This is a genomic window from Micrococcus sp. FDAARGOS_333, assembly GCF_002206575.2.
Classification (GTDB): domain Bacteria; phylum Actinomycetota; class Actinomycetes; order Actinomycetales; family Micrococcaceae; genus Micrococcus; species Micrococcus lylae.
Genome location: NZ_NJFJ02000001.1, coordinates 1 through 24,995 on the forward strand (window position 1 = coordinate 1; position 24,995 = coordinate 24,995).

21 protein-coding genes and 6 pseudogenes are annotated in these 24,995 nt (G+C 68.9%); 15 read left to right on the top strand and 12 right to left on the bottom strand.

What is annotated here, in order from left to right; genetic code table 11:
• Nucleotides 1-353 precede the first annotated feature (353 nt).
• Both CEQ11_RS00005 and CEQ11_RS00010 read left to right on the top strand, forming a co-directional pair.
• A complete protein-coding gene (locus tag CEQ11_RS00005; RefSeq protein ID WP_088477298.1) occupies nt 354-710 on the top strand; it encodes a GNAT family N-acetyltransferase in 357 nt (118 codons plus the stop codon).
• A gap of 141 nt (nt 711-851) precedes the next feature.
• A pseudogene (locus tag CEQ11_RS00010) lies at nt 852-2,392 on the top strand (DUF1846 domain-containing protein).
• Between the two features lie 74 nt (nt 2,393-2,466).
• Here CEQ11_RS00010 and CEQ11_RS00015 read toward each other — a convergent pair.
• Nucleotides 2,467-3,616, bottom strand: a pseudogene (locus CEQ11_RS00015) (IS3-like element ISPfr10 family transposase).
• A 179-nt stretch (nt 3,617-3,795) separates the two neighbouring features.
• Between CEQ11_RS00015 and CEQ11_RS13370 the strand changes: the two are divergent.
• The 3 genes and pseudogenes from CEQ11_RS13370 to CEQ11_RS00025 form a co-directional block, all read left to right on the top strand.
• Nucleotides 3,796-4,176: pseudogene (locus CEQ11_RS13370) on the top strand (winged helix-turn-helix transcriptional regulator); the annotation flags it as partial.
• Between the two features lie 224 nt (nt 4,177-4,400).
• On the top strand, nt 4,401-4,553 hold the full coding sequence (locus CEQ11_RS12815; RefSeq protein ID WP_193762946.1) for a hypothetical protein: 153 nt from the start codon (nt 4,401-4,403) through the stop codon (nt 4,551-4,553).
• Nucleotides 4,550-5,203: a dihydrofolate reductase family protein gene (locus tag CEQ11_RS00025; RefSeq protein ID WP_088477299.1), complete on the top strand. Its 654-nt coding sequence runs from the start codon at nt 4,550-4,552 to the stop codon at nt 5,201-5,203. Before CEQ11_RS12815 ends, CEQ11_RS00025 begins: the two co-directional genes overlap by 4 nt.
• 243 nt (nt 5,204-5,446) lie before the next feature.
• Here CEQ11_RS00025 and CEQ11_RS00030 read toward each other — a convergent pair whose 3' ends face one another.
• The 3 genes and pseudogenes from CEQ11_RS00030 to CEQ11_RS00035 all read right to left on the bottom strand — a co-directional run bounded on the left by CEQ11_RS00030 (nt 5,447) and on the right by CEQ11_RS00035 (nt 8,145).
• On the bottom strand, nt 5,447-6,367 hold the full coding sequence (locus CEQ11_RS00030) for an IS3 family transposase (protein ID WP_227718641.1): 921 nt from the start codon (nt 6,365-6,367) through the stop codon (nt 5,447-5,449).
• A complete protein-coding gene (locus CEQ11_RS12980; RefSeq protein WP_227718642.1) occupies nt 6,364-6,651 on the bottom strand; it encodes a hypothetical protein in 288 nt (95 codons plus the stop codon). Before CEQ11_RS12980 ends, CEQ11_RS00030 begins: the two co-directional genes overlap by 4 nt.
• 297 nt (nt 6,652-6,948) lie before the next feature.
• Nucleotides 6,949-8,145, bottom strand: a pseudogene (locus CEQ11_RS00035) (IS3 family transposase).
• Between the two features lie 149 nt (nt 8,146-8,294).
• On the opposite strand from CEQ11_RS00035, the gene CEQ11_RS00040 reads away from it, so the two are divergent.
• Genes CEQ11_RS00040 through CEQ11_RS00050 form a run of 3 tightly spaced genes read left to right on the top strand, consistent with a single transcriptional unit; the run spans nt 8,295 to nt 12,536 of the window.
• Nucleotides 8,295-9,305: a nucleotidyltransferase gene (locus CEQ11_RS00040; protein ID WP_088477300.1), complete on the top strand. Its 1,011-nt coding sequence runs from the start codon at nt 8,295-8,297 to the stop codon at nt 9,303-9,305.
• Nucleotides 9,302-10,753: a ThiF family adenylyltransferase gene (locus CEQ11_RS00045; protein WP_102957461.1), complete on the top strand. Its 1,452-nt coding sequence runs from the start codon at nt 9,302-9,304 to the stop codon at nt 10,751-10,753. The genes CEQ11_RS00040 and CEQ11_RS00045 overlap by 4 nt, the downstream gene beginning before the upstream one ends.
• 10 nt (nt 10,754-10,763) lie before the next feature.
• Nucleotides 10,764-12,536 (top strand): SAVED domain-containing protein, encoded by a 1,773-nt coding sequence (locus tag CEQ11_RS00050; RefSeq protein ID WP_088477301.1) that lies wholly within the window; start codon nt 10,764-10,766, stop codon nt 12,534-12,536.
• Between the two features lie 63 nt (nt 12,537-12,599).
• Here CEQ11_RS00050 and CEQ11_RS12985 read toward each other — a convergent pair whose 3' ends face one another.
• From CEQ11_RS12985 to CEQ11_RS12820, 4 genes and pseudogenes are all read right to left on the bottom strand, one after another.
• Complete coding sequence (locus CEQ11_RS12985; RefSeq protein WP_227718931.1) at nt 12,600-13,130, bottom strand: hypothetical protein; 531 nt, start codon at nt 13,128-13,130, stop codon at nt 12,600-12,602.
• A 155-nt stretch (nt 13,131-13,285) separates the two neighbouring features.
• Nucleotides 13,286-13,417, bottom strand: a pseudogene (locus CEQ11_RS13375) (site-specific integrase); the annotation flags it as partial.
• Nucleotides 13,418-13,619: 202 nt separating this feature from the next.
• Nucleotides 13,620-13,877 (bottom strand): AlpA family transcriptional regulator, encoded by a 258-nt coding sequence (locus tag CEQ11_RS00060; protein ID WP_088477302.1) that lies wholly within the window; start codon nt 13,875-13,877, stop codon nt 13,620-13,622.
• A gap of 142 nt (nt 13,878-14,019) precedes the next feature.
• The gene (locus CEQ11_RS12820; RefSeq protein WP_193762947.1) at nt 14,020-14,271 is read right to left on the bottom strand and encodes a hypothetical protein; all 252 of its coding nucleotides are present in this window, start codon (nt 14,269-14,271) and stop codon (nt 14,020-14,022) included.
• 7 nt (nt 14,272-14,278) lie between these two features.
• On the opposite strand from CEQ11_RS12820, the gene CEQ11_RS13380 reads away from it, so the two are divergent.
• The 6 genes and pseudogenes from CEQ11_RS13380 (at nt 14,279) to CEQ11_RS12640 (ending at nt 17,463) form a co-directional block, all read left to right on the top strand.
• Complete coding sequence (locus CEQ11_RS13380; protein WP_088477303.1) at nt 14,279-14,494, top strand: helix-turn-helix domain-containing protein; 216 nt, start codon at nt 14,279-14,281, stop codon at nt 14,492-14,494.
• A 56-nt stretch (nt 14,495-14,550) separates the two neighbouring features.
• Nucleotides 14,551-15,558 carry an NAD-dependent epimerase/dehydratase family protein gene (locus CEQ11_RS00075; RefSeq protein ID WP_088477304.1) on the top strand — a complete coding sequence of 336 codons (1,008 nt, stop codon included), beginning with the start codon at nt 14,551-14,553 and terminating at the stop codon, nt 15,556-15,558.
• A 25-nt stretch (nt 15,559-15,583) separates the two neighbouring features.
• Nucleotides 15,584-16,240, top strand: a pseudogene (locus tag CEQ11_RS13385) (class I SAM-dependent methyltransferase); the annotation flags it as partial.
• Between the two features lie 226 nt (nt 16,241-16,466).
• Nucleotides 16,467-16,655 carry a GNAT family N-acetyltransferase gene (locus tag CEQ11_RS13390; protein WP_369804892.1) on the top strand — a complete coding sequence of 63 codons (189 nt, stop codon included), beginning with the start codon at nt 16,467-16,469 and terminating at the stop codon, nt 16,653-16,655.
• Nucleotides 16,656-16,873: 218 nt separating this feature from the next.
• Nucleotides 16,874-17,341, top strand: coding sequence for a hypothetical protein (locus CEQ11_RS00090; RefSeq protein WP_088477305.1), 468 nt, complete (start codon nt 16,874-16,876; stop codon nt 17,339-17,341).
• Complete coding sequence (locus tag CEQ11_RS12640; protein ID WP_127913423.1) at nt 17,326-17,463, top strand: AAA family ATPase; 138 nt, start codon at nt 17,326-17,328, stop codon at nt 17,461-17,463. Before CEQ11_RS00090 ends, CEQ11_RS12640 begins: the two co-directional genes overlap by 16 nt.
• A 46-nt stretch (nt 17,464-17,509) precedes the next feature.
• Here CEQ11_RS12640 and CEQ11_RS00095 read toward each other — a convergent pair.
• Nucleotides 17,510-18,660 (bottom strand): IS3 family transposase gene (locus CEQ11_RS00095; RefSeq protein ID WP_088478810.1). Its coding sequence is split into 2 segments (ribosomal slippage): nt 17,510-18,390 and nt 18,390-18,660, totalling 1,152 coding nucleotides; the frame shifts between segments, so codons are not numbered across the junction.
• Between the two features lie 151 nt (nt 18,661-18,811).
• Nucleotides 18,812-19,444, bottom strand: a complete 633-nt coding sequence (locus CEQ11_RS00100) for a hypothetical protein (protein WP_088477306.1) — start codon at nt 19,442-19,444, stop codon at nt 18,812-18,814.
• A gap of 127 nt (nt 19,445-19,571) precedes the next feature.
• Here CEQ11_RS00100 and CEQ11_RS00105 point away from each other — a divergent pair, with 127 nt between their 5' ends.
• Nucleotides 19,572-20,579: an IS481 family transposase gene (locus CEQ11_RS00105; protein ID WP_088477307.1), complete on the top strand. Its 1,008-nt coding sequence runs from the start codon at nt 19,572-19,574 to the stop codon at nt 20,577-20,579.
• Nucleotides 20,580-20,621: 42 nt separating this feature from the next.
• Here the strand turns inward: CEQ11_RS00105 and CEQ11_RS00110 are convergent, their stop codons facing one another.
• Nucleotides 20,622-23,384 carry a hypothetical protein gene (locus CEQ11_RS00110; RefSeq protein ID WP_088477308.1) on the bottom strand — a complete coding sequence of 921 codons (2,763 nt, stop codon included), beginning with the start codon at nt 23,382-23,384 and terminating at the stop codon, nt 20,622-20,624.
• Nucleotides 23,381-24,895: a hypothetical protein gene (locus CEQ11_RS00115; RefSeq protein WP_088477309.1), complete on the bottom strand. Its 1,515-nt coding sequence runs from the start codon at nt 24,893-24,895 to the stop codon at nt 23,381-23,383. Before CEQ11_RS00115 ends, CEQ11_RS00110 begins: the two co-directional genes overlap by 4 nt.
• Between the last annotated feature and the right edge of the window lie 100 nt (nt 24,896-24,995).

A 24,995-nucleotide genomic window follows, 5' to 3' on the forward strand; every position in this document is an offset into this window, starting at 1 on the left:
GAGATGGGCTTCGAGGCCCCGGACGGGGAGTCGCCGCTGGACACCGCCGGGGACGGCGAGCCGCGTCGAGAGGTGGTCGAGGCGGACGTCGAGGCCTTGGACGAGCCGGGCTATGCGGACGGCCGCCGGTTCCGCAGTTCGGCCTGTTCCCGCCGGACCCGAAGGCTCCGCTCCCGGCCCCGGCCCTGCCGAACACCCGGATGCGCCCCCGCGGCTGAGTCCGCGCCGGGTCCGCAGCGGGCCAGACCGCACCGCGTTCGCGGAGCACACCCCCGACGACGGCACTCACCCCCGTCTTCCGCCTCACCCTGACAGTCCCCGCCACCCGCACCCCACGAACGAAGGAGCACGACATGACCGAGACCACCCCGACCGTCGACCAGCCGCAGGTGCGGGAGGCGCAGGACCGCTACGCGATCCATGCGGACGGCTCCGGTGACGCGGCCGGCTTCACCGAGTTCGTGGAGCACACCGCCGAGGACGGCACTCGCCAGCGGATCTTCCCGCACACCGAGGTCGGCCAGGAGTGGGGCGGCCACGGCCTCGCCTCCATCCTCGTCCGCGAGGCCCTGACGGACAGTGTCCGCCAGGGGTTCCGGATCGTCCCGGTCTGCCCGTACGTGCGGAAGTGGCTCGCCTCCCATGAGGACGTGGCCGGGCACGTGGACGAGGCGACGGACGCCCACCTGGCGCTTCTGGACTCCCGCTGATCGCACGCCCCGCGCAGACGTCCCGCTTCCGCTGATCGCGTGCCCCACACGCACGCCCCGCGCGGACGCCCCACCCGGCCCCGCACAGCCCGCCGTGTCCGGACCGTGGACTAGCCTGATGTCCCATGACCGGCTCGTCTGATCACCTCGCCTCCGCCCCGCCGCCCGCAGGCCGCGCCCACGCCCCCGGCGTACCGGCGCGTCGGCTTCGACCGCGAGAAGTACATCGAGCTGCAGTCCAGGCACATCCAGGCCCGCCGCGAGCAGATCGGCGGCAAGCTGTACCTGGAGATGGGCGGCAAGCTGTTCGACGACCTGCACGCCTCCCGCGTCCTGCCCGGCTTCACGCCGGACAACAAGATCGCGATGCTCGAGCAGCTGAAGGACGAGACGGAGATCCTGGTCTGCTTCAACGCGAAGGACCTGCAGCGGAACAAGGTCCGCGCGGATCTCGGCATCACCTATGAGGACGACGTGCTGCGCCTCGTGGACGTCTTCCGTGAGCGCGGCTTCCTGGTGGAGCACGTGGTGGTGACGCAGCTGGAGGACTCGAACCACCGGGCGGTCGCCTTCCTGGAGCGGCTGGAGCGGCTGGGCATGAAGGTCGCCCGTCACCGCATCATCCCGGGCTATCCGCAGAACACGGCGCGGATCGTCTCGGAGGAGGGCTTCGGCCGGAACGAGTACTCGGAGACCTCGCGTGACCTCGTGGTGGTCACGGCTCCCGGCCCGGGCTCGGGCAAGCTCGCCACCTGCCTGTCCCAGGTGTTCCATGACCACGCCCGGGGCATCCACTCGGGCTACGCGAAGTTCGAGACGTTCCCCATCTGGGACCTGCCGCTGGAGCACCCGGTGAACGTGGCCTATGAGGCCGCCACGGCGGACCTGGACGACATCAATCTCCTGGACCCGTTCCACCTGGCCGCCTACGGCGAGCAGGTCACCTCGTACAACCGTGACGTGGAGGTCTTCCCGCTGCTGGCGGCGCTGCTGGAGAAGCTCACCGGCTCCTGCCCGTACAAGTCCCCCACGGACATGGGCGTGAACATGGCCGGCCGCGCGATCGTGGACGACGAGGCCTGCCGCGCCGCCTCCGAGCAGGAGGTCATCCGCCGCTACTACAGGGCTGTGGTGGCCGAGGCGATCGCCGGGGACGACGACGAGGTCTCCGAGCGCATCGCCCTGGTGATGTCCCGTCTGGGCCTGTCCTCCGCGGACCGCCCCGTGGTGGACGCCGCCCTGGCCGTCCAGGCCCGCACCGGCGAGCCCGGCTCGGCCCTGCAGCTCGCGGACGGCACGCTCGTCACCGGCAAGACCTCCCGCTGCTCGGCTGCTCGGCCGCCATGCTGCTGAACGCGCTGAAGCACCTGGCGGGCATCGCGGACGACGTCTCGCTGCTCGCCGCCGCGGCCATCGAACCGATCACGGAGGTGAAGGTCCGCCACCTGGGCTCGTCGAACCCCCGCCTGCACACGGATGAGGTCCTCATCGCGCTGTCCGTCTCGGCGGCCACGGACGAGCGTGCCCGCCGCGCCCTGGACAAGCTGGGCGAGCTGGACGGCTGCGACGTCCACACCACCACCATCCTGGGCAGCGTGGACGAGGGCATCTTCCGCTCGCTCGGCATGCTGGTCACGTCCGAGCCGGTGTTCCACAAGAAGGGCCTGTACCGGAAGCGCTGAGGCTCACCGCCTCATTCCCGACGACGGCACTCGCCTCCGCCGCGCCCCTCACGGGGCATTCTGGGCCGCCCCCTTCATTCGGTCCGGTCGCTCTGTGAGTCGTCGGTTTCGATTTGATGGGTGCACTGCCGAGCGTACTCGGCCGGGGGTAGGTAGCCGAGCGATGAGTGCCGACGCAGATGGTTGTACTCGGTCTTCCAGTCGCCGATCACGACCTGGGCGTGCAGCAGTGAGTAGAAGCTGTTGATGTTGAGGCACTCGTCGCGGAGGCGGCTGTTGAACGATTCGACGTATCCGTTGTGCCAGGGCGAGCCGGGCGGAATGTAGAACAGGCCGGTGCGGGTACCCGCCCAGTCGGCCATCGCGTCGCTGATGAACTCGGGCCCGTTGTCGCTGCGGAGCACACCCGGTGCACCGCGGACGGCGACGAGCTCTTCGAGGTGGGCGGTGAGCCGGTCGGCGGTGATCGACCGCTCCACGAGCCCGCCGATGCATTCGCGGGTGTGCTCGTCGACGATGGAGCAGATCTTGATCGGGCAGCCCCGCTCGTCGGCGTCGAACTGGAAGTCCACCGCCCATACGAGGTTCGGTGCGACTGCCGCCGGGGCGTCGACGGTCGAGGATCCGACACGCTTGCGGCGTCGCCGCTGCGGGACGCGGAGGCCTTCGGCTCGCCAGAGGCGTTGGATCTTCTTGTGGTTGACCGCCCGGCCCTCACCCGGGCGTCGTGATACGCCCGCCGGTACCCGTAGCGGGGATGCTTCTTCGCCCACGCGCGCAGCCAGTCTCGCAACGCGCGATCAGGGTCGGCGACCGTGTCGCCCTTGAGCGGGCGACGGTACGCGGACCTGCTCAGCCCGGCCAGACGGCACGCCATCCGCTCGCTCACCTGCAGTGTCCTGATCAGGTGCGAGACGGCGGCGCGGCGCCTGCCCGGGCCTAGAAGTTTCCCTCGGCCAGCTCCTTGAGCGCAGCCTTCTCCAGCTCCGCTTCGGCCAGCAACCGCTTGAGCGTGGCGTTCTGCTTCTCCAGCTCCCTGAGGCGCTTCGCGTCGTCGGCCTTCAGTCCGCCGTACTGATTACGCCACCGGTAATACGTCTGCTCGGATATCCCAAGCTCCCGACACACCGCGGCGATGTCGCTGCCGTCGGCGAGCATCCTGTCGGCCTGCCCGAGCTTGCGGACGACCTGCTCCGGGGTGTGACGCTTCCTGCTGTTCGACATGATCTGACCAGTCTCCCTGCCCTCAACCACGGGCGACAGGACGACTCCCAGAACCACCGGACCTAAAAAACGGGGTCAGCCCACATCCAATCGCAGGGCGACCCGATCGCCGACCACCAGCTCTCAGCATGTTCCAGCACGCGCAGCCAGGCTCTCGCAGATCTGCTCGCACGTGTGCCATGACCCCGACGTGCAACAGCCCCGTGCGGACCCCAAGACACCAATTACTTGCTTTTCCGAATGGTCCTTCGTATTGTGGAGTCGTGAGCAAAGACTACGGGCAGTTCTGCGGACTCGCCAAGGCGGCGTCCGTTCTAGGAGAGCGGTGGGCCCTCCTCGTGCTGCGCGACCTCTCGCTCGGGCCGCGCCGGTTCGGGGACTTGCAGAAAGGGCTCCCCGGTATCCCCACGACGGTCCTGACCACCCGACTACGCGAGTTGGAGGAGCACGGCATCATCGAGCGTCAAGCCCCTCCGTTGGGGCGACGTGGGCTGGTATACGCGATGACCGACCATGGACGCGACCTCACCCCGATCCTCGACGCGCTCGGGCGCTGGGGCGCACGCCGCATGGCCGACCCCGGCACGCATGACGTCATGACGTCATCATCGCTGGCCGGCGCCCTGCGGTCGGCCTACCGGCCGGGCGTAATCCCCGACGAGGTGACCATCCGGGTCGCCGCCGGGCCGGTACTGGCGTGGGCCCGCACCACCCCCGACGGGGTCGCCGTCGGCGCAGGCATCCCCGATGGCCCCATCGACCTGACCATCACCACGGCCCCGCCATGCGCCACATCCTGGCAGGCACACTTTCCCCGTCTGAGGCGCTGGCCACCGGCGCCCTGGCCTTCGACGGCTCCCGCGAGCTGTTCGACCTGTTCCCGCGGGCCTTCCACGTCCCGCTCGACCCGACCATCATCCAAGGAGAATCGACATGAAGCTCAGCATCAACCTGTTCCGCACCTTCGACGGCGTATCACAGGGGCCCGGCTCGGCCCACGAGGACCCACGCGACGGGTTCACCAACGGCGGCTGGCTCATGCCGGTCTTCGACGAGGGTGTCGGCGAGGCCGTGAACGGCTGGTTCGAGCACTGCGGCGCACTGCTGCTCGGACGCCGCACGTACGACACCTTCGCCGCGCACTGGCCGCAGGTCACCGACCCGAGCGACCCGGTCGCCGCGGTGATCAACCGCGCTCCCAAGTATGTGGTCACCTCCTCCGAGCTGGCGACGGACGCCTGGGCCGACTCCACCACGGTGCTGGGCGAGGACTTCCTTGAGCGAATCCGCGAGCTGAAGGCTTCCGACGCCGAGAGTGAGTTGCAGGTGCACGGCTCGGTGAAGCTCGCCCGCACCCTGCACGACGCCGGCCTGGTCGACCTCTACCGCTTCGTGGTGGCCCCTGTGGTCGTCGGCAGCGGCTCGGGGGTGTTCTCGGACGCCGGCCCCGCCACGACGATGTCGGTCACCCACAGCACCGTGACACCGAACGGCTGCCTGGCGATCGAGATGGTTCCGGGCGAGTTCGTCAACGACCTCACGGCGGCCGTGGAGGACGGTCAGGACGTTATCCGTCCCGCCGAGTGAAGCACCCTGGGTTTCGCGCTCCACTTTCCATGTGACTGCCGGTCTACACGCTCGCGTTCGATGGTAGTTCTGCCAACCTCGATCGAGTGCGTGTACACCCGCCGCACACGCAAGAGGGACTGATGCACCCTGGCCGACGGATGGGCCTACGCCCGGTTCTACACCAGTGAGACCGAACGCCGAGATGCCCTTCCCGGCTGGATCGGGCCTTGCCCCTTGATCGTGGACACGGTGTCGGTTCGGTTATGCCGCTTCCGTGAGGGTAGCTGACCTCGCGGTGTCGTAGGCGTTCTCGTAGCTATTTGGGCTCACCTGGCCGATCGTGGAGTGGCGTCGGCGGGTGTTGTAGCGGTTCGCCCATCGGAACACGGCCCGGTAGGCCGTGGCCTGATCTGGAAATGCGGCCCGGCCCTCGAGAAGCTCCCGCTTGAGCGCGGCGTTGAAACTCTCCGCGAGTGAGTTGTCGGCACTCGTGCCCACCGCACCCATGGACTGGACGACGGTGAGCTGCTCGCAGAGGGCCGCGTAGGCCTTCGAGGCGTAGACGCTGCCGTGGTCGCTGTGAAACACGGCGCCGGCGAGACTGCCGCGGTCGCGGGCCGCGGCGCGGAGTGCGTCCTCGACGAGTTCGGTGCGCATGTGGTCGGCGACCTGCCAGCCCGCGAGCTTGCGGGAGCCGAGGTCGATGCACGTCGCGAGATACAGGTTCGACCCGTCTGCGATCGGGAGGTAGGTGATATCGCCGACGTACCGGCGGTTCGGCTCCCCGATCGAGAAGTCCCGGCCGATCAGGTCGGGGAACTTCCTCCCGGACTGGTCCGGGATCGTGGTCTTCACCCGGCGTCGCAGCCGGATCCCCACCAGCTGGTGCTCACGCATCACGCGGGCGACGCGCTTGTGATTCATCGCTCGGCGGCGGTGGTGACGCCGTCGTTGAGGTCGGCGGTGATCCGGGGTGCCCCGTAGGCGCGGTCGCCGCCCTGGGGGGTCCTGCAGCACCCTGATCCGTGCGGCGAGGGCTGTATCTTCGGCCGCTCTCGCCGCCCGTCCCGGAGCCGCCGCGAGCCAGGCGTAGAACGACGACCTCGCGATCTCGACGATCTCGCACAACCGCTTCACGCCGTAGGCGTCCTTGTGGTCCTCGACGAACTGGAAGCGGTTCACCAGTTCGTCTCCCCGGCGAAATACTTCGCCGCCTGACGGAGGATGTCCCGCTCCGTCTCGAGCTTCAGCTTCTCCGCCTTCGACGCCGCCAGTTCCGCCTCCAGCCGCACGATCCTCGCCGCCTGCGACTCCGACCGCCCCGACGTGGGCGGCGACATGGTGCCGGCGGTCGTCGTGCCCGAGCCGTGCTTTTCGACCCACTCCCGCAGCGCACCGCGGGAGATCCCGAGGTCCGCCGCGATGCCATTCAACGTCGCACCGGGCGTCGACTCGTACAAGTCCACCGCCCGCTGCGGAACCCGTCGTGTAGTTCTTCCTAGCCATCCCTTGGATTCTCGCTTCCCCATCATCGTGCTGGAATCAGCGTGTCCAAGATCAGGGGTCAAGCGCCGCGCAGACGCAGCGAAGCAGTGCCGTAACCAACATGCCAACCAGCGTAGGCGACCCATCGCCACTCGGCGACCCAATAGCCCGTCCATGCGTCAAAGACGCGCAGATCCGTATCACCACCGGCCAGAACCAGCTCACAGTCTGTCCGTGCCCGACGAGGGGACTGATGCACCCATAGGTGACAGTCGTCTTCACGCCGCGTCTGCGGGCGTGTGGTCCATGATCAACTCGTACTCGACCGGCGTCAATCGGCCCAGGCGCACCTGCCGGCGGCGGCGGTGGTAGGCCCGCTCGATCCAGGTGATGATCCGGCCGCAGCTCGTCCGGGTGTCCCAGTCGCGTCGGTCCAGCACGTTCTTCTGCAGCAACGCGAAGAAGGATTCCATGCCGCGTTGTCCCCGGCAGCACCGACCTGGCCCATGGACCCGATCAGCCCGTGGGTGGTGAGGGCGTCCTGGAATAGGGCCGAGCGGAACTGCGAGCCGCGGTCCGAGTGCACGATGCACCCGGCGACCACGTCGGTGCCTCCGGCGGGCCACGGCCTGCTCGAGCGCGTTCACGGCCAACGAGGCCTGCATACGGCCGGCCATGGAGTACCCCACGATCCTGCCGGCGTAGAGATCCTTGATCGCGCAGAGGTAGAGCTTGCCCTCACCGGTGGGGTGCTCCGTGATGTCGGTCAACCACAGCCGGTTGGGCTCCTCGGCAGAGAAGTCCCGGCGGACGCGGTCATCGTGCACGGGCGGGCTGGGCGGGTCCCGTTCTTGCCGCGCTTGGCCCGAACGCGCAGTGCCACTGGTTCTCGTGGCAGAGCCGCCAGGCGGTACGGGCCGCCATCGGAGCGCCAGCATTCTCGGCCTCGTCGCGCAGCAGCCGGTACCCGAACTCGGGATCGTTCTGGTGGGCGTCGTGGAGGGCGTTGGCCCGGTGAGCGGCCTCCACCTCCGCGGTGGTGACAGGGTTCTGGAGCCAGCGGTAGTAGGGCTGGCGGGCGAGCTTGAGGACCCGCAAGGACACCACGACCGGGATCTGGTCGGCAGCGAGCTCGGACACGAGCGGGTACATCATTTTTTCGGCAGGTTCGCCTGGGAGAGGTAGGCCGCGGCGCGGCGTAGGACTTCGTTCTCCTGCTCGAGCAGCCGGATCCTGCGGCGGGCTGCGCGGAGTTCTTCGGCCTCGGCCTTGGTGGGGCCGGGTTTGTTCCCAGCTTCGATCTCGGCCTGGCGCATCCAGTTCGTCAGACAAGAGAAGCTGATCCCGAAGTCCTTCGCGATCTGCTTCAAGTGGGTGCCGGGCTCACGGTTCTGGGCGACGCGGACGACGTCATCGCAGAACTCTTGGGGTAGGGGCGGGCAAAGTGCACATCCTTCCCTGCGGTGTGGGAACACCACAGATCGTATGTCACCTATACGTGCATCAGTCCCGTCAAGCGTGGAGGCTGCCCCTACGCCCCTGTCCTTCATGCTCGCCGAAGTGTCGGTGGTATGAGGCAGGCTCAGAGAAGTTCAAGACATTCACAACGAGATCGGAGGGCCCGATGGCTCACCTCAAGCAGCAGTTCAAGGATGCGCTGAGCTCCATCGAGCCCGGCGATGACAAGGCCAACGCGCCGGAGGCGCACCGGCTGGTGCGCGCTGCGCTCGAAGCCGACGCGAAGCTCGCAGAGTACGGGGTGGACCCGGTGCTGATCGGCTCGTACAAGAGGAACGTGTCGATCAAGCGAGTCAAAGACGTTGACGTGTTCGTGCGGCTCCCGGACCTACCGAGCGACGTCACGTCGAAAGACATCCTCGACCGATTCTTCACCGTCCTGCATGCGGAGTTCGGTAGTGATGGCGATGGTCACCGGCGAACGAAGCGTCAGGATCGCAGTTTGCAGGTGTCGTTCCCCGAGTACGACCTGTATGTCGACGCGGTGCCTGCTCGTCCTTACTGGGACGGTGAGACGTGGGAGATCCCTCAGAAGGGCGATGAGGACGAGTGGGTGCGTACCAATCCGGAGAAGCTCACGTCGTTGTCGAGCGAAATGAACTCGGCGCATGACGGCTATTACGTTCCCACGGTGAAGCTGCTCCGTCAGACCCGACGATCGATACTCGGCTCCGGCAAGAAGCCTGGTGGGTTCTTCATCGAGGTCGCGACGTATCAAGCCTTCGCCTCCGGCCTGGTCTCGGGCAACGATCATGCAGAGTATTACGTCTCTGCTCTCGAAGAGGTCAGCAAGATCATCGACGGCTACGTCACCCTCGGCATTGGAGTGAACGACCCCACCATGGCGGGGCACACCATCAGCATTCGTGCGACAGATGATGAGCTGGATGCAGCCAAGACTCGTTTCGCTGAGGCTGCGGAAACCGCGCGCGACGCGCTCGACGAGGAGGACGAGGGCAAAGCCGCACTGGCGTTCCAGGGACTGCTGGGCAAGAACGGGGACGACGATACAGTGTTTCCGATGCCGCCGGGATTCAACGAGGATGGGTCGAAGCGCGCGTCCGCCATCTCGGCTGGCGCACGGACCGTTCCGGCGGGCACGAGGACCTTCGGGTGACCGTCACCGAGTACGACGACTACGTCGCATACTCACGACAGCACTTCGAGGAAGGGCTGATCCGAGCCGGCTTCACGGAGGAAGACCACGGCTGGCGAGGGACAATCGTTCACCCTGGCGGTGCAACCGAGGTTCTCATAACGCTGCGTTCCCGCTACCCCTTTCACCCTCCTCGCGTGGTTCCGCTCGACTCAGATGCGGTCGCGTGGTCCTGGCACAGGGAGTTGGACGGGGCGCTGTGCTTGGTCGCCGAAGACGATCACGACGGACTGTGGTGGACGGAAGCGCCAGCGTTCCTCGAACACGTCACTGCCTGGTTCGAACAGGCGGCAGCAGGCTGGCCAGACGATCGACCCGACCTAGACCTCGACCGTTACTTCAAGCCCTCCGAGGATGAGCGGCTTTATCTCTACGATGACCTGACCCGATATCCCAGCGGATTCGTTCGGTTCCGCCCGGCAGCGAACAACCTGATGCGGATCGCCGGCGGCGCCAAGCCAGCGAAATCCTCGAAGCACAGCAAGGATCGCTTCGGATACGTTGCCAACCTCGGCGATGTAGACGTGCCCCCCAGATCATGGGACGACATCTCCGCTCGCATCGACCCCAGCGTCGACCTGGACCGCAGAATCCGCAACCACACGATCGAGATCGTGGTGCTGATCTACAGCCGGGGCTCTCACAAGGGCGCAATCACACTCGAAGCGTGGCCCACGATAGGTGGCGGCGTCGCAGTCAGAAGCCTGAGCTCGGGTGCCGACACCGATGCCGCCAAGTCCGCACGCTCAGGTCTGCTTGCTCCTGAACTCCGTGGACGTCGGGTAGCGATTGTGGGCGTCGGAGCCCTCGGCTCGTTCGTCGCGGACATGCTCGTGCGCTCCGGTGTTCACAATCTCACCCTGCTCGATGGCGACGTCGTTATGCCCGGAAATCTTGTCCGTCACCTTGTCGGCCCTGAGGCCGTGGGGCGGTCAAAGGTTGAGGCGGTCAAGCAGCATCTGGTTGACCGCAGTGGGATTGCAGCCGCCGACATTGCGGTGATCGATCACTCACTCACCTCGGGCGACGAGGCTGTCAAGCTTCTCGGAGACCACGATCTCGTGGTAAACGCGACCGCCGATTTCGCCACCACTGCACTTCTCCACGTCACCGCACGGGCGTTGTCCAGGCGAATCGTCTCAGCGGCGATCCAGAACGGCGGCACGAGCTACCGAATCGATGTGCTGCCACCGCTCGACGGAGCCGAACCACTGCCACCCTCGTCCAACGTTGTCGATCAGCCTGAGTCTGAACTGTTCGAAGCCGGCTGTGGCAGTCCAGTCTCTCCGACGCCCCCTTACGCGGTGATCGAGGCGGCCGCAGCGACCGTGCGCCACGCCGTCGGCCTGCTCGTCGATCGCCCTCTCCACCCAGCGGGGAAACGCGAGACCTGTCGATCGGCGCAGTAAGGAGTCACGAATGATTCGACCACCAACGCGCATCGACCTGCTCGTCGACGCCTACGAGACCATCGCCTTCGAGGCAGCGAACCACCTCCCTCGGGAGACCGGTGGCATCCTCCTCGGCTACCAGGACAACGGCACCATCGTGGCAACTCACGCCCTGGTCGTTGAGGGGCAAGGGGCAACGACGAACAGGTACGTTCGCGACGACATTCGCGCGGACGAGCTCTTGCAGGAGTTTCTGCAGCAACGAGCTGACGACGATCCGATCGGCTACGTCGGTGAGTGGCACAGCCACCCCTCCCCATCTGGACCGAGCACCGTCGATCACGCAGCGATGCGTGCGACCGCCAAGATCAGTTCAAACCCGATCGCGCTGCTCGTCTTCGCGCCTGGCGCAACCGGTGCGATCTTCGGGCTCATCGCCCGGCGCCAACGGTTCGGGAAGACCACAACGAAGGCAGCAGTCGTCTCTGTCCCTCCTTCGAGATTCCCTCCCCTCGGTCCTTTACCGGACGGTGCCGTCCGCGGCGACGGCCCAGTATTCATCTCCTACCGCCAATCAGACGGCACCGCGCAAGCCGACGCCCTCGAAGATCTACTCCGGGCCGCCGGGCTTGTCGTGTGGAGAGACCACACTGACCTGCGACCCGGCACGACCACCGACCGCCTCGAACAGGCACTCACCCGAGGTCTCTCGGCGGGCGTGCTCGTCGTCACCCCCGACATCGCATACAGCGACATCGTCCGCGAGCGCGAACTGCCACGTCTGCTCCAGCTCGACGCCGATCCCAACTTCAGCCTGTGCATCGCGAACACGGTCTCACGGGCGGGCGAAGAGTTGAAGTGTGACTACGACGCCCCGGATCGGCTCTTGCGACTCGCGCCAGCACGAACTCTGGCTGACAAGAAGCAGGCGAACATGCGTCAGCCGTCTGGCGAAGTCGAGATCGTGCGTGACCTTCTGATGCACCGCATCGAGCAACGAAAGCCCATCATTCGCGCGGAAGGACGCGATCTCACGATTCGTGTGCAAAGCCGCCCCGCCTCGTCTGCCCTCGACGCAGACGAGGAAGACCTTCACATGCGACTCAAACCGTCGGACGACGGGCGGCTTCCTTCCCGAGACGGGCTGGAACTGCTCCGGAAGACTCTCCCGCTGACCAGCGACGCCGTTTACACGGCAGGCGCAAGGAGTGTCCGAGTGTCGGGCGGAGCCCACTTGTCAGTCGGACTCGCAGTTGGCGCGGCGCTGCCTGAAACGAAGATCGGCAGGGTGATAGTGACCGATCCAGAGGGCAATGCCTGGACATCCGCCGCGCCCAATGACGACCCGCAGACCACCGAGCTGACCATCGAGCCCGCCCAAGTCGAACAGGACCGAGCGGGGGAACTCCACCATCGCGTGGCGATCTTCGTGACCTTGACGCCACATGCAGATCGGACCGCTTTCGAACAGCTTGTGAACGACTCGGCCGATGGATTCGACGCGGCCGAGATCATCTCGCTTGGGAGTACAGAACGAATCGACCCACGAGAAGCAGCTCGTCTCAGCGCGGCCATCGCACAGCAAATCAAGAAACTCTCCGCCAGCCAAGGACGCGCCGAGGTACACCTCGCCTTCCATGGTCCTTACACGATGGCCGTACTCATCGGGCGCTACCTCAATACGCTGCGAACCGTCGTCTATGAATGGGATGGCAACAGGAAGGATGAGCCCCGCTACAAGCCCGTGCTCGTCCTCGAACCTGGTGTGACGGGCGGACCGATCACTGAGGTCTTCCCGTAAGGATTGGCACGACGAGCATGGAGGATGCCTACACGTGATCCCTCCGCAAGCATCGTCTTCCCGTCATCCAGCCTTACCAAAGGCCCGCTCGAGATGCTCCGCGGTGGCGGGGTTCACGGTCTCGCTGCGCTGGATGTAGTGCTGCATCGTGATCCTCGGGTCCGTGTGCCCGAGGAGCTCGGAGGCGAGGAGCGCGCCTGGGTCGACGTCACCGGAACGGAGGAGACGGGAGCGGATCGCTTGAAGGGCGAATGACGGCAGTGCGACGCGGCGAACCGAGCGATCCGTCTTCGGATGGTCTTGCCGGTGGGTGGGCTCGCCTTTGCGGCTGATGATCGTCCCGGCTATTCGTGCCGTCGGGATCGGACCGTCCAGGTCGAGGTCCTGGAGGCGTATGGCGAGGACTTCGCCGATGCGGGCGGAGGTGCCGAGCATGACCTCGACGATCTGCCCGAGTTGCCGATCCGGTCTCGGTCCCGCCAGTATCCGCCGGGACTCCCATGCCTTGATCGCGGCTCGGATCTCCTGCACCTCGTCGATCGTGAACGCGTCCGGGATCGTCTTCTTCCGGTGGAGCCGGGAGACGTGGTCCATCGGGTTGCGGGCAGGATCTCGTGTCGGACCGCGAGCGCGAGTGCAAGGCGGAGGACGACGCGGGCGTGCTTGGCCCGGCTGTAGCTGCGCTTGGCGAGTCGTTTGAGGAAGTAGTCGCAGCGGGCGACGCCGATCTCCCGGAGGGTGAGGTCTTTGAATGCGGGGAGGACGAGGGCGCGCATGTCGCGCTCGTAGAGGTTCCTCGTGGTTCGGGAGAGGCGGTCTTCAATTTCCATGTCTTCCAGCCAGTACGCGACGAGCTCTGGGAACGAGCTGTCGGCGCTCATGCCGTTGAATCCTGGCTGGTAGAGGGAGCGTTCGGCGAGCTTCTGCTTGAGCTTGCGCTCCGCGGCGGCCCGTGAGGAGCCGGTGGCCTGGACGAGTCGGTTGCTGCCGTCCCAGTCCCGGTACCGGGCGCGGGCCACATGGTTGCCGTTCGGCTGGGCGCGGGTGGCGATGATCCCGAAGGTTCCAATCGGCGTGCGGGGCCTACCCACGCGTGCCCTCCCCCGCTCCGGGAAAGGTGGCAGCGCCAGTAGGAGAGGCGGGCTCGCGCATGGTGTCCATCCAGGCGCGGATGTCGGTGATGCCGAACATGATGCGCTTGCCGAAGCGGTAGGCGCGCGGGCCTTTGCCGTTGGTGCGCCAGTCATAGATGGTGGACACGGGGACGCCGAGGTAGTCGGCGAGTTCGTCGATGTTCAGGAGCGGTTCCAGGCCGTGCGGGCTGGACTGGTGTTGATTCATCCCTCCAGTTTCGAAGGACAGGCGAGCGGGTCTGTTCTTCCGCCCTGCTCCCCGTGGAGTTGACCGTCGCCGGGCACGCGGATCGCCGCGTGCCGCGACGACTTCGCCGCTCAAGGGCGCGGCCGAGGTCGCGATGCCATTCCTACGGCATGCGCGCCGTTGTCGGTTCAGCAGGCTCGATCGGCGGACACGCACGGCGGTCGCGGCGCCGGACCGCCCACTCCTCCATACGAGCGCGGATGAGGAGCACGACGCTGACCGGGCCCATGATGAGGAACTTGAGCGCATTCCAGCAGAGCAGGAGCAGGAGGAGGTTCAGCCAGCCGGGGCCACCGTCCTCGATCAGCGTCAGGCAGTAGTTCGCTGCGAGGAAGTACGGCACCGCGAGGAGCATCGCGGGGATGCCCCATTTCAGACCCGACGTGGGCGAGCGGGCCGGTATCGCTCCGCAGTACCTCTCGGAACTCGAGCGCGGCCTCAAGGACCCCTCCTCCGAGGTGCTTCACGCGGTGTCTGACGCCCTCGAAACTCCCTTCTACGAGATTGTCCGCCGCGCAGCGTCCGTCCTGGACGGGACGGCCCGTTTCGGACCCGTGGTCCTGGCCATAGCAGCCTGACGCCGCTCACAGCAGATTCGCCCCACATCGACGCGTCCGCCCGACACACTGGGGGCATGCACATCCTCCTCCTCGGCGGCACCGGCTTCCTCGGCCGGGCACTCGCCCACGCGGCGCTCGATGCCGGCCACGCCGTCACGTGCCTCGCCCGCGGATCGGCCCCCGCCGCATCCGGTGCCACCTTCGTCCGCGCCGACCGGGACGACCCCGACGCCCTCGCCCCGGTCGCCTCCCGGACGTGGGACGCCGTCGTCGACCTGACATCCCATCCGGCCCACGCCCACGACGCCGTGCACCAGCTCACCGCCCGCCATCGCCTTCTCGTGTCCACCACCAGCGTGTACGCCGCGTTCGACACCCCCAACCAGTCGGAGAACGCCCCCCTGGCACCGCCCGCAGGCATCGACCGGATGACCGAGATGAACCAGTACCCCGGAGCCAAGCGCCGCTGCGAAGACATCTACCGAGGCGCGGATGGGCAGGTCACCGTGATCCGCCCCGGGCTGATCGGCGGAGCCGGCGACGACACCGGACGCTCCGGCTACTACCCCTGGCGATTCGCACACCCGACGGGGACCGACGTGCTGGTGCCCGATGCGACGTTCCCCGTCTCCGTCATCGACGTGGCAGACCTGGCCGCGTGGATTCTGCATTGCATGGAACACACGGTCACCGGCACGTTCAACGCCGCCGGTCAGACCCACACCTTGGCAGACCTCTACCGGGCGAGCATCGAGGTCACCGGGTCGGCCGCTCAGCCACACGTGATCCCCGACGACGTCCTACTGTCCCAGGGCATCGCCCCGTGGGCGGGGCCGAACTCGCTGCCCCTCTGGATTCCGCTGCCCGGGTTCCGTCACGTCGGCAGCGTCGACTCCTCGGCGGCCCTGGCCCACGGGCTGGTCCGCCGCCCGCTGCGCGAAACCCTCGCGGCCGCCCTGGCCACCGAGGAGGCGCGCACGACGGAGCGCCCCGTGGGGCTGACGGATGCGGAGGAGAGCGCCCTGCGCGCCGCGTGCAGTCCTCGTTGCATCGAGACGTCTGGACCGGATCGGAGTCAGTAGTTCCCTGCGATGGCAGGATGGTGCCATGCCGGACGCCGTCTTCGACCACCCCCGATTGGCCGCCGTCTACGACGTCCTCGGATCACTGGATCGCCCCGACCTGGACGAGTACACGGACATCGTGCGGGACGAGTTCCCTGCCTCGAGGGTCCTCGACATCGGATGCGGCACCGGCGCCTTCGCCCTGCGGCTGGCGAAGCACGGCATCGACGTCGTCGGGGTCGACCCCGCGGCGGCTTCCATCGACGTGGCGCGGGCGAAGTCGGGCGCGGAGGCTGTGACGTGGGTCGTGGGAGTGGCCGAGGACGCGCCACCGTCGCAGGTGGATGCAGTCACGATGACGGCGAATGTCGCTCAGGTGTTCCTCGACGACTCCGCGTGGGACGCCACGCTCCAGGCCGCCCATATCCGGCTCCGGCCCGGCGGGGTGCTGGTCTTCGAGGCCCGTCGACCCGAGGACAGGGCCTGGGAGCGCTGGACGAAGGCGGCCACCCACCGCCTCGTCACGGTGCCGGGCGCAGGCGAGGTCGAGACATGGACGCAGACGACCCGCATCGACGGGGAGCTGGTGACGTTCGACTCTCCGACCGTGTTCCGCGCCGACGGCCAGCGGCTGGAGTCGACCTCCACACTGCGCTTCCGAACCCGCCGTGCGATCGAGGCTGCGCTGGTCGCCGCCGGATTCGATCTGGTCGACGTGCGCGACCTGGCGTATGCACCCGGGCGGGCTTGGCTTTACATCGCCCGCCGGCCCGATGACTCCCCCGGCCATGATGGCCGCACGCGACGGCACGCCATCGGATCATTCGTCGGCCGCGCACTGGCTGCTCACGCACACCCCTGTGCTGGTCGTGCCAGAGCTCTCCCGCCGAGGAGTGCCCCGGCTTGTGGGGTGGTCCGGGGCGACGATGACCTCGCTGCGCCCCCGAGGTCCCGAGCAGTGGCTCACAGCTGGCTTGACGGTGCTCCCCGAGATCCGCCGAGCCGGTATCGGCCGACGCCTCCTGCAGGCCGTGATCGAGGCCGTCGAGACACTCGACGTCCGCTCCATTGACAGCGTGGTGAACGCCCGCATACATGAAGGGGCGCTCCTGTGAGAACCCAGCCGGAAGCTGACGGCCCAGCAGCCCAGACGACGACTCCTCCCTGGCACTGGCCAGCCCCCACCACGGGCAGCCCCGCCTGGACACGCCTGGCCCAATGGACCGCGGACGGACACCATCTGCTCCACGGCTCCGGGACCGCCGGCCTGGGTCGCCTTGAGCCCCGCGCCCCGCTGGACCACAGCCCGGACGAGTACTCCAAGCGCACCGCGGTGTTCGCCACCGAGGACCTAACCTGGGCCATCGCCTACGCCGTACGCGCGTCTGACTGCCCGCAGTTTCTCAACGCCTGCTTCTACCCTGGCGACCGGCCGGGCACGCCCGCGCAAAGACGACTGTTCTTCTCCTATGGCCGCCGGACCGACGGGACCGTGCCGGTGTCTCCCGGGGTGGTCTACGTCGTGAAGGCGAGGTTCTTCGAGCGCCAGCCGCCGGCGTGGGATGTCGACCTGGGACAGGTGATCACCGAGTGCCAGTGGACGAGCCGGGACACAGTAGACGTCGTCGCGGCGGTCCGCGTCACTCCGGCTGATCTGCACGGGCCCATTCCAACCCACGATTCGGCCGAGGTCAGTGCACGGATGACCCAGTACGCGTCGGGGTTCCCCTGGGGTGCACCCGATGCCTGGACACCCGCTCCGTTCGTCGGCTCGACGGAGGGCACATGCGGTGCGTGTTGATCGGCCCGCCCGGCACCGGGAAGTCGACCGTGGGGGCCATGCTGGCCGCGTCCCTCGAGGTGCCGTGGGTCGATCTAGATGTGATGTCCAGGGACGTTGTTGCGGGACTCGCTGATAGGTGAAGGCCTCCTGTTGCGAGAGTGGAGCTGTCTAGGTGAGCCGCCCCCTTCATTCGGTCCGGACGTTCTGTGAGTCGTCGGTTTCGATTTGATGGGTGCACTGCCGAGCGTACTCGGCTGGGGGTAGGTAGCCGAGCGAGGAGTGCCGGCGGTGGTGGTTGTACTCGTCCTTCCAGTCGCCGACGATGACCTGTGCGTGCAGCAGTGAGTAGAAGCTGTTGATGTTGAGGCACTCGTCGCGGATCCGGCTGTTGAACGACTCGACGTACCCGTTGCGCCACGGCGAGCCCGGAGGGATGTAGGACAGGCCGGTCCGGGTGCCGGCCCAGTCGGCCATCGTCTCGCTGATGAACTCGGGCCCGTTGTCCGACCTGAGCACCGCCGGGGCGCCCCGGGCGGCGACGAGGTCCTCGAGGTGGGCGGTGAGTCGGTCGGCGGTAATCGAGCATTCCACGAGGCCGCCGATGCACTCCCGGGTGTGTTCGTCGACGATCGAGCAGATCTTGATCGCCCGGCCGTGCTCGTCGGCGTCGAACTGGAAGTCCACCGCCCACACCACGTTCGGCGCGTCCGCCGTCGGCGCGTCGACGCTCGAGGACCCGACGCGCTTGCGTCGACGCCGCTGCGGGACCCGGAGCCCTTCGTCACGCCTCAGGCGTTGGATCTTCTTGTGGTTCACCACCCACCCTTCGGCGCGGGCGTCGTGGTACGCCCGCCGATACCCGTAGCGGGGATGGTCCTTCGCCCAGGCGCGCAGCCACTCCCGTAGCGCCCGATCCGGGTCCGCGACCGTGTCGCCCTTGAGCGGTCGCCGGTACGCGGAGCGGCTCAGCCCGACCAGACGGCACGCCATCCGTTCGCTCACCCGCAACTTGCGCTTGAGGTGATCGACGGCGGCGCGGCGCCTGTCCGGGCTTAGAAGTTTCCCTCAGCCAGCTCCTTGAGCGCGGCCTTCTCCAGCTCCGCTTCCGCGAGCAGACGCTTCAGGGTCGCGTTCTGCTTCTCCAACTCCTTCAGGCGCTTTGCGTCGTCGGCCTTGAGGCCGCCGTACTGGTTCCGCCACCGGTAGTACGTCTGCTCGGACACCCCGAGCTCCCGACACACCGCCGCGACGTCCTGACCATCGGCGAGCATCCTGTCGGCCTGCCCGAGCTTGCGGACGACCTGCTCCGGGGTGTGACGCTTCCTGCTGTTCGTCATGATCTGACCAGTCTCCCTGCCCTCAACCACGGGCGACAGGACGACTCCCAGAACCACCGGACCTAAAAAACGGGGTCAGCCCAATTCGGCTCTCCTCGGCCCAGCACCCGGGCGGAACGCCCGCCAGGCCCTCACAGACCCGCGGCTCGTCTCAGCCCAGCAGCCCGGCGAACTTCTGCGCCTCGGCGGCGCCGGCCTCGGCGTCCATGCCGGGGTGGCGCAGCAGTCGGGCGAGGGTGGCGGCGTCGAGCTGGGCACCGAGGGCGCAGGCCGCGGCGACCTCGTCCCGCTGGGGCGGCAGGGCGTCGTCGTCGAAGCCCGCCGGCTCGTCCGCCTCGTAGGCCTCGACGAGGTCGGCGAGGGAGGCGGTCATCGCGGCGAGGGACCACATGGGCATCACGTGGTCGAGCGAGCTCGCGGACAGTCCGGCGTGCCCGGCCGACCGCCAGCTGCCGTCCTCCCACACGGCCAGCAGGTGCGTGGGCGTGCGGTCGCCCTCGCCCGGCAGGTGCGGGTGCGTCCAGGCCGGGTACTCGTCGGCGAGCTGTGGCCCGGAGGGCACCTCGGGCGCCCGGAGCTCGTCCCGGTCCCAGGCCCGCAGGACGGCGTGGTCGGCGTCGACCACGTCGAGTGCGGCCCAGCTGCCGCCGCCGTCGTCGACGCTCAGCCGGCGTCCCTCGATCATGGGACGGCCGGGGTAGGAGGCCTGGGTCCGGGCGGCGTGGACCGCCCAGCGGTCCACGAGGTCGGTCAGCGGGGGCAGGTCCAGTTCGATCGCACGCATGGCCCTCACGCTAGGTGTTGTGGGTCATGAGGTTCTTGGCACGAGGGCCGGGCTGAGATGAGACGAGTGGGCCTCTCCCGCAGGATGGAAGTTCCTACACCACCCATCCGCGCAAAGAGACCCACTCATGACTCACGCTAATGCACCCCTGACTCCCACCGGCCGTCTCAGGATGGTCCAACGCCACCTGAACGACGGCATCCCCCAAGCGCACGTGGCAGCCGAGTTCCGCGTCAGCCGCCCCACGGTGGCCACCTGGGTGGCCCGCTACCGCGCCGAGGGCGAGGCAGGACTGCAGGACCGCTCGAGCCGGCCCCACCACTGCCCCGCCCAGCTCGACACCGCGATCCTGGCCGAAATCGAGGCCCTGCGCCGGGACCAGAAGTGGTCCGCCCGACGCATCCATCACCACCTCGTCTCCGAAGGCCACCAGCTGTGCCTGCGCACCGTGGGGAGGTGGATGCACCGGCTGGGCATCTCCCGGTTGCGAGACCTCGCGCCCACGGGTGAGGGCCTGCGCCAACGACCACGGAAGATCACCGCCCGCGGCCCGGGGCACATGGTGCACATGGACGTGAAGAAGATCGGGCGCATCCCCGAAGGGGGAGGCTGGCGTGCTCACGGCCGGGACTCCGCGAACGCGCGAGCGGCCAAACGCGGGCCTGGCCGACGGGTCGGGTACACGTACCTGCACTCGGCGATCGACGGGTACACCCGCCTGGCGTACACCGAGGCGTTGGAGGACGAGAAGGCGGTGACCACGATCGGGTTCTTCTGCCGGGCGAGGGCGTTCTTCGCCGCCCACGGCATCACCGTGGACCGGGTGGTCACGGACAACGGGAACAACTACCGGGCCGTGGACTTCACGGCCAAGGTGGTCTCGCTCGGGGGCCGGCACCACCGGATCCGCCCCTACACCCCGCGTCACAACGGGAAGGTCGAGCGGTACAACCGGCTGATGGTGGACGAGGTCCTCTACGCCCGCCCGTACTCCTCAGAGACGGCCCGGCGTGAGGCCCTGCAGGTGTGGGTGAACCACTACAACTACCATCGGCCTCATACCTCCTGCGGGAACATCCCGCCGGCCTCGTTGGCCCCGGCGCGAGTCAACAACGTCAGGCCCTCCTACAGCTAGGGCGGGCTCCGCACGCCGGTCCAGGGCCTCGAGGCAGCCGACTCACACCGGGGCGTGGCGCAGGGAGCGCTCGAGCACGTCCTCCACGCGCTCGGACACGTCCTCGTCGCGGGCCTCCAGCACGGCCACGGTCCGCTCCAGCCGCGCGACCCGCGCCCCGAAGTCACCGGCCCGGGCGCGCTCCACCAGTGAGGTCTCGGCGAGCACCTGGGCCTCGCGCCAGGCGGCCACCAGCTCACGCTCGTAGAGCCGCTGGCCGGCCTCGGCGGGGGTTCCGGCGGGGCCGGCGCCGAGCACGGCCACCGCGTCGATCCGAGACCGGTCCAGCCCGAGCATGAGCGTCTCGAGCCGCCGCATGACGCCGCGCAGCCGGCGCGCACCGCGCCCCAGGGAGCCCAGGCCCCGCACGCCGGCGGCCTGCCCGGTCAGCGCGTCCAGGACCATCAGCAGGGCCACCAGTCCACCGAGGATGGAGGCGGTCAGCAGGACGTGGGTGGTCGTGGAGGAGACGTCGCCGAACCGGGTGTGGGCGCGCTCGGAGACGTTCCGCAGCTCATCGGCCGCCAGGCGCACCTCGGTGGCGACCATCCGGGTGATCTCGTCGTGGTCCTCCACGATCTCCACCCGCTGGAACGACGCGGTCCCGTTGTCCATGCGGGGGCCGTCCATGGTCACGAGTGCGGAGCCGACCTGCCGGGTGCCGTCCTCCCACACGTACACGGGCACCACCATCACGCCGGGTGCGGGCTCCCCGGTCTCCGGGGCGGCGGCGCCGGTCTCCCGGAGGATGCGGTGGACGCCCTCCTGGGTGACGGCGGGGTCCAGCCGGCCGTCGGCCGCCGCGTCGTCGGGCACGGGCAGCGGGGCGAGGTAGTCCTCGGCGCGCCGCACGGCCACGACCACCTCGTACTCACCGGGCATGCGCTCGTTCACCATCTGCGGGAGCCGTTCGGACTGCACGCCGTAGGCGGGCCCGTCCAGGCGCACCGCGGCCACCTCGCCGAGCTGCTGCTCCTGGACCGCCGCACCGGCGCTGTCCTCCGTGAGGCGGTCTCGCAGCTCTCCGGCCAGGGTGAATGCCGGCAGGCAGACGAGCATCAGCACGAACGCCCAGCCGCGGGGCCCCAGCCCGATCGAGGCGATCGCGCGGGTGCCGGCGAGGAACCGCTTCGGCACGAGCGCCTCCCGCCCGACGGCGGCGCTCGCCCGTTCGTGTCGTCGCGCCTCGTCCTCGGGGTCGGGCTGGACGTCCAGGCCCTCCGGCTGGGCGCCCAGCAGGGTCCGGGCGGCGTGGTCGGCGTCGGCGAGGGCGTCCCGCAGCCCGGCGTCGGAGGGCAGGCCCAGGGACCGGCGCAGGTCCTGGCGGGCGGTGTCGTCCTCGTCCGGTCCGTCCGCGCGCGGCGTCATGGGGATCGGGTAGCGGCCCAGCTGGTCGGAGACGTCGCGGAGCACGGTGGTGAGCCGGTCTTCGGCGGAGGTCCACCGCCGTGTCCCCGCCTGGTCGAACTCCTCGTCCTGGGCCAGGGCGAGCAGGGCCTCGTGGGCGTCGTCGAGGGTCTCGAGGGTCGCCTCGGCCACGGTGCCGCTGGGGGCATCGCGGAGGCGGGCCTTCAGCCGGATCAGTGCTGTGGCGGTCGGTCCGAGCACCCGGTCCAGCACGCGCGTGGACCGTGCCGTTCCGACGAGCACGTCCGAGGAGTCGATGAGCGCCTCGGTGCGTCCGGACAGCCGCTCGGTGTCGGCGACGAGCTCCTCCACCTCCACGGCGAGCTCCCGCCAGGAGCGGGTGTGCAGGTGGTCCCGGTTGTCCTGCACCCGCCCCTCGGCGGTGAACCGCGGGGTGCCGAGCGGCTCCCCCAGCCGGTCCATGCGCCGCTGGGTGGTGCGTGCCCGGCGGGCCACGGCCTCCAGGCTCTTGTGCAGGGCGCGGCGTCCGTCCTTGATGCGGCGGCGTTCCTCCGACCCCGCCACGCTGACGTCGGCCAGCGCGAGTGCCTCGTCCTCGAGCATGGTGCGGGCCAGGCTGGCCTGTGCGCGCTTCATGCCGCGCCGAACTCCCCGTTCCCGGGTGCTCAGGCGCAGGCCTGCGGCGCCGCACACCAGCAGTCCGATCAGGGCCGGCAGGCCCCAGGCGAAGTAGGTGAACACTCCGCGCGGCTGCCCGTCGTAGGTGCGGTCGCCGATGTCCCGGACGGTGTTGACCACGGCGGTCGGTCCCATGCCGCGGGCGAGGTCGGCGTGGTAGCGGCCCTCGAGCCGCAGCTCGACGCGGTAGCGGCGCTTGTCCTCGTGGTTCATGGCGGCGCGGACGTCGGCGGCGACGCGGATCCCGGCGTACTCGCGCTCGTAGCCGAGGTGGTGGGGGCGGTCGTCGGGCCGGGTGGAGATGACCACGTCGTACTCGTCGGTCTCGGGCTCGGCGCTCAGGCTGGCGAAGTAGTCGTCGGTCACGAGGACCTGCAGCGGTCGCCAGCTGGGGATCGGCCGGTCCCCGATCACCTGGTCGACGCTCTCCTGGCTGATGCCGGAGACGGTGTCCTCGCCCTGCACGGTGATCTCGGCGGTGTGCTTCGGCTCGGCGGTGTTGGCGGTCCAGCCGACCCACCCGACGACGCCCAGCAACAGCGCGCAGAGCAGCGCTCCGATCAGTGCGCCGCGTCCGGTGAACACGTAGAGGTCGGCCCAGTGCCGCAGGACGCCGTACTTCTTCATGTCCGCGCGGCGGCGGCCGGCGGAGTAGGCGGTCTCGGAGCCGATGTTCCTGCGGCCGTGCGCGCGGCGGCGTCGGCGGTCGTTGCTGCTCATCGGCTCCTCCGGGACATGTGGCGCAGCCAGCCGCGTCGGCCGTCGGAGGCGGATCTGCCGTGCCCGGCGTACTGCCGGCCGGCGTCCTCCACGGTGGAGTCGAAGCGGACGGGCGGGTGGGCGCCGTGGCCCTCGCGGACGAGGTCCCCGATCAGCCGGGCGGTCTCCTCGGCACGGGCGGCGAGGTCCTCGGCCCGCGACTTCTCGCGTGCCGCACGTCCGGGGCGCAGGCTCTCGCGGAGGCCGCCGGCGCGCTCCTCGACGGCCTGGGTGTGGTGGACGAGCGCGGTGACGGCCTTCCGTCCGGAGGGCAGCTCGTGGGCGCCCTCGGCGGACAGGGCGAGGCCGAGCAGGGAGAGGCGGTGGCGCAGGCTGAGGCTGGGGTCGCCGGCGTGGGCCGCGTACCAGCCCGGGTCCATCTCCTTCCCGACGACGGCCGCTCCCCTGCCTGCCCCGCCTCGCCGGGATCGTGTGGACCCCTGGGAGGAGTCACGGCCGTCCTTGCCGGTGGCAGCCGAGCGGTCTCCGCCGCGGCCACGGGCGGCGCCGGCGACCTTCCTGCGGCGGCTCAGGATGTTCGCGCCGATGCCGAGGACGAGCAGCAGGGGGACGGCCACCAGCAGCAGGGCTCCGAGGGCCGGGACCTGCGAGTCATCGTCACCGAAGAGGCCCGGGTCGAACTGACCGGGACTCTTGACTCCGGGGTCCACCTCGGTGAGCTGGGGCAGGGCCCGGACGAGCTGGTCAAGCGCGTCGTTGAGCCCGTCCTCGTTGCGGTGCCCGGCGAGGATCTCCTCCAGCCTCTGGCGGGCGTCGTCGGTGGCGGTGACGCCGCCTCCCACGGCGAGGTCGACGACGGGCTCGAGGGGGCCGCCGTCGGGAAGGCCGGAGGAGGAGGCGGGCGGGAGCATGACGGTGGCCATGACCCAGCCGGGCTTGAGGCGGGGCTGGCCGGTGTCCACGGTGGCGGCGGCCATGCCGGGGCGCTGTTCCTGGACCATGGCGCGGCCGGTGGCCTCGGCGTCCTCGCGCATGTCCTGCTCGGTGGCGCCCTCGTCCGCGATGTCCACGGTGAGCATGATCTTGCGGTTGCCGAGGGGGATGGAGCGGGCGGTGTCGAGGAGGGCGTCGAGGTCGGCGTGGGGTGTGACCGGGTAGAGGACGGCAAAGTCGATGGACTCGGTGACGCGGGTGACGTGCGGGATGACGCGGCCGTCGGCGACGATCTTGTCCCCCGGCTGCCACTCGGTGGCGTCGATGGGCTGCGGCGAGGGGAAGGAGCGCTCGGAGGGGTCGTTGCCGGGCGCCGTGGGGTAGACGGGGGTCGGCCGGGCGGGCTGTGTTGAGGCCGGGGTGGCCGAGGGTGAGGCGGTGGCGGTGGGCGCGGCCGAGGCCGGTGTTGCCGCGGCGGGAGTCGCCGTGGCGGAGGTGGCGGAGGCGGTCGCGGGGAGGCCGAGCGCGACGGCGGAGACGACGGTGAGGGCCGTCAGGCGCGCGGCGCGGCTGCGCATGGCCCACCTCCCTCCCCTGCTCGCGGGCGTCACAGTCGGGGATCAGTCTACGAAGGCCCTGGCACGCCGGGTGGAGACCAATGTCCACAACCGGGCAGCA

Bases quoted from the DNA above. Each gene is read 5' to 3' on its own strand.
- CEQ11_RS00110 (WP_088477308.1), bottom strand. From the start codon at position 23,384: ATGAGCAGCAACGACCGCCGACGCCGCCGCGCGCACGGCCGCAGGAAC.
- CEQ11_RS12985 (WP_227718931.1), bottom strand. From the start codon at position 13,130: ATGGACCACGTCTCCCGGCTCCACCGGAAGAAGACGATCCCGGACGCG.
- CEQ11_RS12815 (WP_193762946.1), top strand. From the start codon at position 4,401: ATGCGCCACATCCTGGCAGGCACACTTTCCCCGTCTGAGGCGCTGGCC.
- CEQ11_RS13380 (WP_088477303.1), top strand. From the start codon at position 14,279: ATGCCCCATTTCAGACCCGACGTGGGCGAGCGGGCCGGTATCGCTCCG.
- CEQ11_RS00060 (WP_088477302.1), bottom strand. From the start codon at position 13,877: ATGAATCAACACCAGTCCAGCCCGCACGGCCTGGAACCGCTCCTGAAC.
- CEQ11_RS00115 (WP_088477309.1), bottom strand. From the start codon at position 24,895: ATGCGCAGCCGCGCCGCGCGCCTGACGGCCCTCACCGTCGTCTCCGCC.
- CEQ11_RS00040 (WP_088477300.1), top strand. From the start codon at position 8,295: ATGGCTCACCTCAAGCAGCAGTTCAAGGATGCGCTGAGCTCCATCGAG.
- CEQ11_RS12640 (WP_127913423.1), top strand. From the start codon at position 17,326: ATGCGGTGCGTGTTGATCGGCCCGCCCGGCACCGGGAAGTCGACCGTG.
- CEQ11_RS00025 (WP_088477299.1), top strand. From the start codon at position 4,550: ATGAAGCTCAGCATCAACCTGTTCCGCACCTTCGACGGCGTATCACAG.
- CEQ11_RS00105 (WP_088477307.1), top strand. From the start codon at position 19,572: ATGACTCACGCTAATGCACCCCTGACTCCCACCGGCCGTCTCAGGATG.
- CEQ11_RS12820 (WP_193762947.1), bottom strand. From the start codon at position 14,271: ATGCTCCTCGCGGTGCCGTACTTCCTCGCAGCGAACTACTGCCTGACG.
- CEQ11_RS13390 (WP_369804892.1), top strand. From the start codon at position 16,467: ATGACCTCGCTGCGCCCCCGAGGTCCCGAGCAGTGGCTCACAGCTGGC.
- CEQ11_RS00005 (WP_088477298.1), top strand. From the start codon at position 354: ATGACCGAGACCACCCCGACCGTCGACCAGCCGCAGGTGCGGGAGGCG.
- CEQ11_RS00075 (WP_088477304.1), top strand. From the start codon at position 14,551: ATGCACATCCTCCTCCTCGGCGGCACCGGCTTCCTCGGCCGGGCACTC.
- CEQ11_RS00050 (WP_088477301.1), top strand. From the start codon at position 10,764: ATGATTCGACCACCAACGCGCATCGACCTGCTCGTCGACGCCTACGAG.
- CEQ11_RS00100 (WP_088477306.1), bottom strand. From the start codon at position 19,444: ATGCGTGCGATCGAACTGGACCTGCCCCCGCTGACCGACCTCGTGGAC.